Raw genomic sequence first — 10,702 nt, 5'->3', positions numbered from 1 at the left:
CGGGCGGACAACCTGGATCCGGCGCGCAGCGGCGGCGACATCGCGATCCAGGCGTGCGCCAACGACCCGCAGGTGGCCGTGCACGCCATCCGCAACCTGGCGCGCGCGTTCGGGACGGCTCCGACGGTTTCTGCCACCTCGACGCCAGACTCTTCTTCATCGCCTACTACCGCACCCCGCAGGAACAGTTCGTGCCGATGCCGCGCAACCTGTCGAGAAACGACGCGATGACGAGTACATCCAGCACGCCGGTTCCGCTCTCTTCGTCTACCCGCCCGGCCTCGCCGAGGGGCAGCACTGAAAAGAGAAGCTGTTCGCAAAGTCGCGGGGCTGCACGCGCGAGATCGACGCGGGTCTCCGGCCGCGAACCCGCGTGGGCCGGCATGCATAGTTCCGTCGGCAAACGGTACTTGAAGTTGGTTTTGGACGGGAATATCATTCCGGAAGAAGCTATTGCAGGCCTCAAGCAACCGCGGGATGCGATCCGCCTCCGCGCGAATTCGGGTCGCCGCCGTCCAACAGCAGACGGGGTGGAATGGCAAGTGGCGAAAGGATACCGACGTGCTTCACGGACGATGGGAAATAAACCGCGGCTTGACAGCTGCCCAGAGGCAGCTGTTCGGACACCGTCATCAGGCGTACTGCAAGCCAGCCCGCGCCTTCAAGGATCGTGCCGAGCTCGACGCACATCATGCCGAGAACATCCACCACTGGATGGCGTCAGATCCCCCACAACCCGATCACAGCTCATGATCACCCTTGACATCGCAGGCCTGGACGAGGTGGTGGTTCTCGGCGCGCACTGCGCTGACATTGCTATCGGGGTCGGGGGCACCCTGCTCGCCGTGACATCAGCCCGGCCAGGACTGCAGGTTCGCGCCTGCGTGCTGTCCGGTGCCGATTCACGGAGGGAGATGGAGGAGCGACACGCGCTGGCGGCCCTCTGCCCTGGCGCCGACCTCGAATTGACATTTCTCGATGTCCCAGACGGACATGCGTGTGCGTACTGGGATCCGATCAAGACCGCACTCGAGGCGTTCCGCAGGAGATGCTCGCCCGACGTGGTCTTTGCCCCCCAGGGTGGCGGTACACATCAAGACCACCAAATGCTGGCCGACATGGCGCCAGCCGTTTTCGACGACCATCTCATACTGGGCTACGAGATCCTGAGTCGGCGAGCGGACACTACTCGTACGGCGATCTACCACCCGCTCACTCGCGCAGCCGTCGAAGAAAAGGCCCGCGTTATTCTCAAACACTACGAGTCGCAGGCCGCCCACGACTGGTTCGACGAGGACACGTTCCTCAGCGTGTCCCGACTACAGGGGGTCCACTGCCGACGCCCGCGTGCCGAAGCTTTCGTGCTCGAGAAGGCGACCCTCAGGTTCAGGATCGACCGGCGTGACTAGGTCTACCCCAACCGATACTGGTCCCCGCTTTGCCTCCCGACCGATCCGGCACGGACATTGCACCCGGAAGCAACCGACTGGCGGGGCATCCATCTCGGCGAAACACGAAATGCGCTCTTCCCCAACCATCTTGCGGATCAGCGTCACCGCACTGGGCGGCCCACCGCCGGTCGAGTGCCGAGTCGCCAGAGCTGGGACGGACTGATCTCAGTCGACAACCGAGATCTCGTTGTCAATTGCCAAGTAGACCGCTATATTGAAACCTACCGGTTTTGATGACTTTGAGTATGTTTTGCGCGTACAAACCGACCTCTCGACGGCTGGCGCGGGGTCACGGTGTTGCACCGTCCGTTGAGGGGCCTTGGCGACCGCGAGACTCCCACCCTCCCGCGACAAGGGAATGGATTGACCCATGGTTCACCTTTCAACGACAAACGGCGCCAACGGCGGCGGGCTCTCACCGGCCCGAACCACCGTCACAGCAACGTCGAACAGTCGCCCACCCGATTCCACACCCCCAGAGCCGACGCCGCCGGCCGCATGTCTATCGGTCAGCCTTGTCATCCCGGTGCGGAACGAAGCACGCAATATTGCGTGGGTCCTAGAACAAATCCCGGATAACGTCACGGAGATCATCCTCGTGGACGGCCATTCGACGGATGCGACTCTTACCACCGCCCGCAGCTATCGTCCAGACATCCGTGTCGTGCGCCAGGAGGGAACCGGTAAGGGAAACGCGCTGCGAGCCGGCTTCCTCGCAGCGCAGGGTGACGTGATCGTGATGATGGATGCCGACGGCAGCATGGCTCCACAAGAGATATCCCATTACCTCCACTTCCTCACCAATGGTTACGACTTCGTGAAGGGCTCGCGATTCGTCGTCGGCGGCGGATCGCTCGACATCACGCGGATCCGAAGCCTGGGTAACTGGTTTCTCCTCGGAGTCTTCAACTCGCTGTACAGCACTCACCTCACCGACCTCTGCTACGGATTCTGCGCGTTTCACCGCCGGTACCTCGACCACTTGAAGCTGTCCGCGACAGGATTCGAGATCGAAGCCGAAATGACAGCCTGCGCGATGCAAGCGGGCCTGCGAATAGCCGAGGTTCCAAGCCTCGAGATGCCTCGCCGCAGTGGGAAGTCGAACCTCCATGCAATTCGAGACGGCATACGCGTACTGAGGACGGTACTGATTACCAACAACTCGGGTACCTCTGGGAAACTCGCACAAAGGATCCAGCAACGGCGTCGAGTTGCATCAGCCCCCGTCACCACCGCGTTGGGACCGACGTGAGCAGTCGGCCAGTCGATGCCGGAACGCCAACCGACAGACGGCAGGCGACCGCTCGACTGCTCGAGATCGGCGATCTTCCGATTGCCCGAACCGAAATCGAGCTTACCGCCCCGAAGGCTGAACTCGTTTTCGCGGAGGAAGTGGTGCAGCCGAGGAAGATTATCGCTCTGGTCAGAGTGCACACACACCCGGTCGGCGTCGTTGTGCTCGACGGCACCCGCGGCCTGTCCTGGCAGACTCATGCCCCCGATGTGTGGAAGATGCTGGGTGAGAGGGTAAATGCCCATCTTGCCGACGATGGGCTGCCGACGGTGCTTCACCCGGACGCCCTCACCGATCCCCCGCCTTCGGCGCACTGTCGCCGCAATCGCGAGAACGTCCTAGCGCAGGCGCCGTTGATCACCGTGGTCATCGCCACGCGGGATCGGCCGAAAAGCCTGTACACCTGCCTTGTCGCCCTACTGCGGGTGCAATATCCCCAATTCGAGATCGTGGTCGTCGACAACGACCCTAGCACCGAAGAAACCTCGACTCTGGTTGCAAACATGGACAATTCCAAAGTGCGCTACGTTCGAGAGAACCGCCGTGGACTCTCCTCCGCGCACAATTGCGGCCTGGAAGCAGCACGCGGCGAGATCGTTGCGTTCGTCGATGACGACGTCGTCGTCGATCGCCATTGGCTCACCGCCATCGCCGAGGGATTCGCCGCTGCCGGTGACGTCGGATGTGTTACCGGCCTGATCTTGCCGGCGCAACTCGAAACACCGGCCCAGTTGTTACTGGAACAGCATGGCGGTTTCGACAAAGGGTTCAAGATGAGGATCTTCGACACCGACCTGAACCGACCTTCTGATCCGCTCTTTCCATTCAACGCAGGCAAATTCGGCTCGGGCGCCAACATGGCCTTTGACTCTGCTGTCCTGCGCCGACTAGGCGGGTTCGATCCGGCGATTGGCGTCGGCACGTTCGCACGCGGCGGTGACGATCTTGCGGGATTCTTCAGGGTGGTCGTCGCGCGCCATCAGCTGGTGTACCAGCCCAGCGCAGCTGTGTGGCACCGTCATCACCGGGACATGGTCGCTCTGCGCAATCAAGCCTACGGCTATGGAGTCGGACTAGGAGCCTTCCTGACCAGCGCACTGATACACGAGCCGAGAATGCTGGGCGCGCTAATACGGCGCTTGCCACACGGCATCACGTACACGTTCCGCGCATCATCCGAGCGTAACCGCGGCCGCTACGACGGCCTTCCCGACGAACTCGCCGGCTTGGAGAAGCGCGGCGTGTTAATCGGGCCGGCCGCGTACGCAATCAGTAGATGGCGCAGCGGCCGCGGGTACGCGGGCGCATGCCCAGACACCACCGGCAGCTGACAGTGAACAGCGCCACGGCGCGGGAAGGCCCACCCTCAGCTACCAAGCCGAAATTGCTGAGCGCGTCCACATCACCCGGATTCCTCCGCGATTTCCAGAATCCACTCCTGCGCAACGGAATGCTCCTCACCGTCAGTTCAGTCCTCTCGGCGTTGATAGGGTTCGGCTACTGGGCGGTGGCCGCACGAAAGTACGACGCCGCCGCAGTGGGGAGCAACTCGGCGGCAATCTCGATGATGATGCTCGCAGCTGCGGTCTCTCAGCTGAACATGTCAAGTGCGATGGCCCGCTTCGTGCCGACCGCTGGACATCGGACGAAGCGGCTCGTCGCAGGGGCGTATGCCGCCTGCGGTCTCCTCGCATTGGTCGTCGCCTTCTGTTCGGTTCTCTTGGTACGCGTAATATCACCTGGCACAAACTTTCTCGATGACGAGCGCACCCAGGCCCTATTCGTCGTCGGCACCGTCTGCGGTACATTGTTCGTCCTCCAGGACGGCGTCTTGACTGGGCTCCGGCGGGCCGCGGTGGTCCCGCTGGAGAACGTCGCCTTCGCCCTGACAAAGGTCGGATTGATTGTCGCCCTAGCCGCTGCGTTGCCCTCGCACGGTATTTTCGTCTCCTGGACAACATCGTTGGCTGTCACGGTGCCGGTCGTCGGCGCCTTCCTGTTCATGTGGGCAATTCCCCGTCGAGTGGACGCCGCCAAAGGCACAGACACACTGCCTCCAGTCAAACAGCTCGCCCGCTTTGTCGCAGTCGACTATGTCGGGGCTGTCTGCTCTGTCGGCTCGGTCATGCTGCTACCCCTTCTCGTCCTCCACGAGCTGGGCCCAGCGCAGACTGCCTACTTCTCCGTCGCGTGGGCCATCGCGAACACTGTCCATCTGATCAACGTCAATTTGGGCACCTCTCTCGTTGTGGAGACGGCGGCCGACCAGTCTCAGTTCACGCGCAAATCTCGCCAGATCATTGTCCACGGCTGCAGACTGGTCATCCCGATCGTTCTCGCAGCAATCGTGCTCGCACCCTTCGTGCTGGGCATTTTCGGGACCGCGTACCAGTCTGGCAGCGATGTGTTACGGCTGCTCGCGCTTGCCGCCGTCCCGAACATCCTCGTCTCGACGGCGATCAGTTCGGCGCGCGCGCATCGTCGACTGGGATTACTTCTTTCGATCCAGGTCACGAACTTCGTCCTCACTCTCGGCCTTTGTTCGGTACTCCTGAAAGTTGTCGGGCTGACCGGCGCTGGCTGGGCCTGCCTGCTGAGCCAAACGCTTATCGCCATATTTCTGACAGTGCGCCGCGACCTCTGGTTGAGCACAGACGCGTCCACACACGGTGCGCCAACATCTCGTTTCGATAGGTTACAAAGTGCAACAGCTGTTTTCGTGATTCGCTTCGCTAGTGCCGCGCGCCTGCGGCCCTGTCTGGACCGCGTGAAGGCCGTGCTACGCGGAGCCGCCTCCCGTAATGATCGGCGTGAACTTCGGCTGCAGGCCACACAGTTCGACGACGATCCGGCATTGGGCAAATGGACCGGCGTATGGCCAGTCAGGACGGTCACCGACGTCTCCGTAGCGTTCTTGACCCGCGGTTCAGGCACACCGACCGCCGTACTCAAGGTTGCCCGATCTCCGCTTGCTTCGGCCGAATTGAGGGCTCAGCGTGAGATCCTGGCAATACTCGCCACAGATTCTCGACTCGACGGCTGGCGGCGACTACTCCCCGAAGTCCTCGCATTCCGTGAGAACTCAATCGGATCCGTGTCGATCGAGACCTTCCGCCCGATGGTCGACCTGGCAACAGTGCTGTCCCGCAACCCGGAACAGTTCGAACCATTAACCACGATCGCACTGTCCTCGATCGACGAACTGCATCTACGAACTGGCGAACTTTCCTCGGTGGACGACCACCTGCTGGAGCTATGGGTGGACCAGCCGCTACACGACCTGACCGAAATGTGCCGTGCTCTCTCACCCGAGTCGATGCCCACCGTGGCGCAAATCGGCACACTGGTGCGCCGCGTATTAACCGAACGCATAGTACTGGTCGGCTGGGCACACGGAGACTTCCACGCGGGCAATGTCCGGCTGGCAACAGAACGCGGTGGTGTCACCGGAATCGTAGACTGGGGCGGCGCTCGCCCGGAACGGCTCGGCCTGCTCGACGACTACTTCATGCTGCTGACGTCCAGCCGTACGGTCGAGCGCCTAGAACTCGGGTCGATCGTGGCACACCGGCTCCGCGCCGGCGGCCTGGCAAAGCACGAACGTCGACAGCTTGAGATCGTCTATAGTGCGGCATCCGACACCGACCGTGGTGAGAAGATCGACGAGCGGGTGACGATCCTACTCACCTGGATGCACCACCTCGCCGAGTTGTCTCGGAAGTGCCGCGTCTACCGTGAACATCGAGTCTGGTGGGCACTCAACGCGGTTCCGGTGTTGCGGGCATTCTCCGAGATCGCCCCCGCACTGGAGGCACAACTGCGCGCTACGGAGCTGATCTCTGCGGTCGGCACCATCGAGGATTGCGCTCGACCGACGCCGGCACTCGATTTTGTAGCGGCGCAGAAGGGTACCGCAGAGTTTGCGTCGGCCGAGCACCAGATTGCGCCGGGATGGGGACCGACACTATGCCTCGAACGGCCGCTCGATCGACCGAGGGTATCGGTCGTCATTTGCGCCTACACCGAGGACCGCTGGGACAACCTGGTGCTGGCGGTCGAATCTGCGCAATCGCAATCCGAACCGGCCGACGAGATCGTGGTAGTCATCGACCACAACGCCGCGCTACTGAGCCGGAGCGAACGCGAACTGCACGGCGTGACAGTCGTGCAGAACGCGGGCCCGCAGGGGCTGTCCGGCGCCCGTAACAGTGGAGTGTCCGTCGTCACGGGCGATATCGTGGCGTTCCTCGACGACGATGCATTCGCGGCGTTCGACTGGCTCGCCGAACTCACGGCCCCGTACGCCGATCCTGATGTGCTCGGAGTTGGCGGTCTCGTCATCGGCAACTGGATCAACGCCCGGCCGGCGTGGTTTCCACCGGAATTCGACTGGGTGGTGGGTTGCACCTACCGCGGCATGCCCACCGAGCGAGCCGCGGTACGCAACATGATCGGCGCCAACATGTCTCTTCGGCGCGATCTCATCGTCGAGGCCGGCGGATTCGAAACTGCCCTGGGTCGTGTCGGGACGCGACCAGTGGGCTGTGAAGAGACCGAACTGTGTATTCGCGTCCAGCGGGCCCACCCCCGCGGTGCACATATCTACGAGCCCGCGGCGCGGGTTTGGCACAGCGTCCCCGACACGCGCGGCAGCTGGTCGTACTTTCGCTCGCGCTGCTACGCGGAGGGCTTGTCAAAGGCGACAGTCAGCGTCCTCGCCGGTCCGGACCGCGCTCTCGCCAGCGAGCGCAGTTACCTGACATCGATCGTCCCGTTCGGAATCGTCCGGCACCTCGCGGCGGGGCTGCGCGGTCGGCTGTGGTCATTCGTAGCCGCGCTGGTGTTGTTGTCCGGGGTTGCCACCACCGTGGTCGGGTACGTGGCGGGCACCCGGGGCATACGTGACGCCTCAGCGAAGTGGCGTTCCGTCCGCACCCGGGTGGCGGCCGCCATGCATTTCGCGGGCTTACTGACGGCAGCTGCGCTGTGGCTGGCGTCGCTGCCGAGAATCGAATTGAGCAGGATGGGAGACTACGGACTTCTTCCGTTGCTGCCGTTGACGTTCTGGTCCGCACTCGTGGTTCTACTCGTGAGCTTCAGCGTTTCCGTGCGGCGCAGGGCGACCGCAACCTGGCTGCTGGTCGCTCACGTCGTCACGCTGATCGCGATACTGCATGCGACCCCGTGCTTGACATACGGGACTCTGCGCTACTCCTGGGCCTGGAAGCACATCGGGATCGTCGATTACTTCCAGCGCCACCAAGGTGTCGACACCTCCCTGAACGAGCTGTCCGCGTATCAATTCTGGCCCGGCTTCTTCAATCTCAATGCCATGCTGGTCAAGGCCGCCGGGTTGCAATCCGCCCTCGACTACGCCGTCTGGGCACCCCCGTTTTTCAACTTGCTGTTGATCGGCCCGCTCTTCCTCATCTTCGGCACATTCACCACCGACCGGCGCCTGATCTGGACTGGGATCACGATCTATTTCCTCGGCGCATGGGTTGGCCAGGACTACTTTGCGCCGCAGGCCTGCGTGTACTTCCTCTACCTCACGATCGTCGCTTTGGTCCTGCGATACCTTCGCCGCGACGTTCGAGCCCGCGACCGACGCATCGTGGCCGCCGTCGCCGTTGTGCCGATGATGGCTGCAATCGTCCCCACACACCAGCTCACACCACTAATGGTGATCTGCGGTCTCGGCGTGTTGGCCCTGTTCCGCACACGCCGGGTTGCGTTGTTGACAGTGCTGATGGTCGCCCTGACGCTGGGCTGGGATTTACTTTTCGCTGGCCCGTTCATAACTCAGAACCTCGCGGGGCTGATGTCGGCGTTTGGGAACCTGGGAGGCAACACAGGTTCGGGTTTCGTCGACCTGGGCGCCGCTAGCCACAGCCAAGCCGTCGTGGCCAAGATCGACCGACTGCTCAGCGCCGCCATCTGGGCGCTAGCAGTTGTCGGCTGCGCCAAACGCTTCCGCGGACGGGGTGAGCTCGCACTCCCGCTGCTGGCCGTCGCTCCGATACCGCTGATCCTGAGCAACGACTACGGCGGCGAGATGATCTTTCGTGTCTACCTGCTGGGACTGCCGTTCGCGGCGTTTTACGCGGCAGCAGCCTTCTTCCCGCGCGACGCATCAGGCCGCATCGATACGCCCGTGCAGCGCTCATGGTTGCTTCGGCCGGCTCGCCTCGCGCTGCCCGCCGTGCTCGTACTCCTCATGTCCGGGTTCACCGTCGGCTACTACGGCAAAGAGCAGACCGCCTATTTTCCGCAGGCGGAGTACGACGCAGCTCTGTTCGTCTACGGCATCGCCCCACGCGGGTCGCTGATTGTCTCCGCAACGAGCGGCTATCCCTGGGCGTTCATGAACCTCGAGTTCTACGACCACATGTGGTTCTCCACCTTCGAGCTGACGGATCGACAAGCGATCGTCGCCGACCCGACCGGGATGTTCAGCGACATGATGTCCGGGCAAAACTACCACCACGCGTACCTGATCCTGACACACAGCCAATGGGCCGACATGGAGCTGTCCGGTGACTTGCCCCGCGACGCACTTCCTCGGATAGAGCAGACCCTCGCCCACTCGCCCAGGTTCACCGTGATCTACCAAAACTCGAGGGCCGTGGTGATCACGCTGACTCAACCAACTCCGGAGGCGAAATGAACTGGATGATCAGTGGACCTTTGTGGCTTCGTCGTTCGGGTGCCGCAAACCCTCGACGCTCGTTGCGCGCGGTGCCTGCCGGCCTCTGGATACTGGCAAGCTCTGGTTGGTTGACGCTGGCGTGCGTCCACTATCTGGCCCTGGAATCATCGTGGTCGGTACTGCGCGCGCCGGTCATCTTCGCCTTCGTCCTCATATGCCCCGGGCTCGCAGTGGCACGATTGCTGCCGACGCGGGAACCCGCCGAACTCTGGGTAGTCGCTGTTGCGCTCAGTATGTCTTTCGGCCTGCTGGTCAGCGTCGCGTTCACCGTCCTGAGAAACGACTCCACGATGCTGCGCATGTTGACGCTGGCGCTTGTCACGACGGTCGCGACCGTGGTGGACATCTGCCGATCGGCTCGACATGCCGCCTCGGCGACCGAGCGGGACGCACAGTCGTGACCATCGTCCCGATCCTCCTCTATCATTCCGTCTCCGCCGAGCCGGACGGGTGGATCGCGCCATACTCGGTGTCTCCGCGGGTCTTCGCACAGCACGTAGACCTGATGGTGGCGAGCGGCCGGACGGCGATGACCATCTCCTCGCTGGTCGCCGCACTCCGCGACCCGACGACACTGCCGCCTCGACCATTAGCCATCACATTCGACGACGGTTTCGCGGATTTCGCCGCCGCCGCCGGGATGCTCGCCGCAAACGGCTTGCCCAGCACGCTATACGTGACAACCGGCGCCCTGCGCGGACGGCGTTCCTCACAGCAACTGTGCCTCCCGCCGGCGTCGATGCTCTACTGGTCGCAGGTGGCCGAGCTGTCGGACCACGACGTCGAGATCGGTGCCCACACGCACACCCACCCGCAGCTCGACACGCTGGGCAAACAGGCGGCCGACGACGAGATCCGCCGCAGCAAGAACCTGCTCGAAGACGTCCTCGCCCATGAGGTACCGAGCTTCGCGTACCCCCACGGATTCCACTCGGCGCGAGTCCGCGACGCGGTGAAAGCGGCCGGTTACACCTCCTCCTGCGCGGTGATGAACTCCTTGAGTTCGGCCTCCGATCACCCGTTCGCTCTTGCTCGGCTGACGATTCAAGCGACGACCACGACTGAGCAACTCACCCGCTGGCTTGCAGGCCTGGACGCCCCCGTCGCCCCGTATCCGGAGCGATGGAAGACCAAGGCGTGGCGAACATACCGACGGGTCCGCGGAAGCAGATCCTCGCGAGGAGTCATCACTCATGCCATACCGCCACCCCCCCAAGTCAGCCACTCCCACCGATAGGAGTTAACAAT

At 63.0% G+C, this 10,702-nt stretch carries 7 protein-coding genes and 1 pseudogene; 7 read left to right on the top strand and 1 reads right to left on the bottom strand.

The features are described from left to right. A pseudogene (locus MLGJGCBP_RS53850) lies at positions 1–301 on the top strand (Dyp-type peroxidase domain-containing protein); the annotation flags it as partial. Positions 302–462: 161 nt separating this feature from the next. Here the strand turns inward: MLGJGCBP_RS53850 and MLGJGCBP_RS33620 are convergent. Next, complete coding sequence (locus MLGJGCBP_RS33620; protein ID WP_160101144.1) at positions 463–711, bottom strand: hypothetical protein; 249 nt, start codon at positions 709–711, stop codon at positions 463–465. Between the two features lie 38 nt (positions 712–749). Between MLGJGCBP_RS33620 and MLGJGCBP_RS33615 the strand changes: the two genes are divergently transcribed. The 6 genes from MLGJGCBP_RS33615 to MLGJGCBP_RS33595 all read left to right on the top strand — a co-directional run bounded on the left by MLGJGCBP_RS33615 (position 750) and on the right by MLGJGCBP_RS33595 (position 10,691). After that, a complete protein-coding gene (locus tag MLGJGCBP_RS33615; protein WP_160101142.1) occupies positions 750–1,409 on the top strand; it encodes a PIG-L deacetylase family protein in 660 nt (219 codons plus the stop codon). A gap of 412 nt (positions 1,410–1,821) precedes the next feature. Continuing rightward, positions 1,822–2,703, top strand: a complete 882-nt coding sequence (locus tag MLGJGCBP_RS33610; RefSeq protein ID WP_160101140.1) for a glycosyltransferase family 2 protein — start codon at positions 1,822–1,824, stop codon at positions 2,701–2,703. Next, on the top strand, positions 2,700–4,076 hold the full coding sequence (locus tag MLGJGCBP_RS33605) for a glycosyltransferase family 2 protein (protein WP_160101138.1): 1,377 nt from the start codon (positions 2,700–2,702) through the stop codon (positions 4,074–4,076). Before MLGJGCBP_RS33610 ends, MLGJGCBP_RS33605 begins: the two co-directional genes overlap by 4 nt. 2 nt (positions 4,077–4,078) lie before the next feature. Next, positions 4,079–9,412, top strand: coding sequence for a glycosyltransferase (locus tag MLGJGCBP_RS33600; protein WP_160101136.1), 5,334 nt, complete (start codon positions 4,079–4,081; stop codon positions 9,410–9,412). Positions 9,413–9,522: 110 nt separating this feature from the next. Next, on the top strand, positions 9,523–9,855 hold the full coding sequence (locus MLGJGCBP_RS50755) for a hypothetical protein (protein WP_201453275.1): 333 nt from the start codon (positions 9,523–9,525) through the stop codon (positions 9,853–9,855). Further along, positions 9,852–10,691 carry a polysaccharide deacetylase family protein gene (locus tag MLGJGCBP_RS33595; protein ID WP_201453274.1) on the top strand — a complete coding sequence of 280 codons (840 nt, stop codon included), beginning with the start codon at positions 9,852–9,854 and terminating at the stop codon, positions 10,689–10,691. Before MLGJGCBP_RS50755 ends, MLGJGCBP_RS33595 begins: the two co-directional genes overlap by 4 nt. Positions 10,692–10,702: the final 11 nt, after the last annotated feature.

Source organism: Rhodococcus sp. T7 (genome assembly GCF_009872365.1).
GTDB lineage: Bacteria > Actinomycetota > Actinomycetes > Mycobacteriales > Mycobacteriaceae > Rhodococcus_F.
The sequence above is the reverse complement of the archived record's forward strand: the minus strand, read 5'-3'. Positions and strand labels throughout refer to the sequence as shown.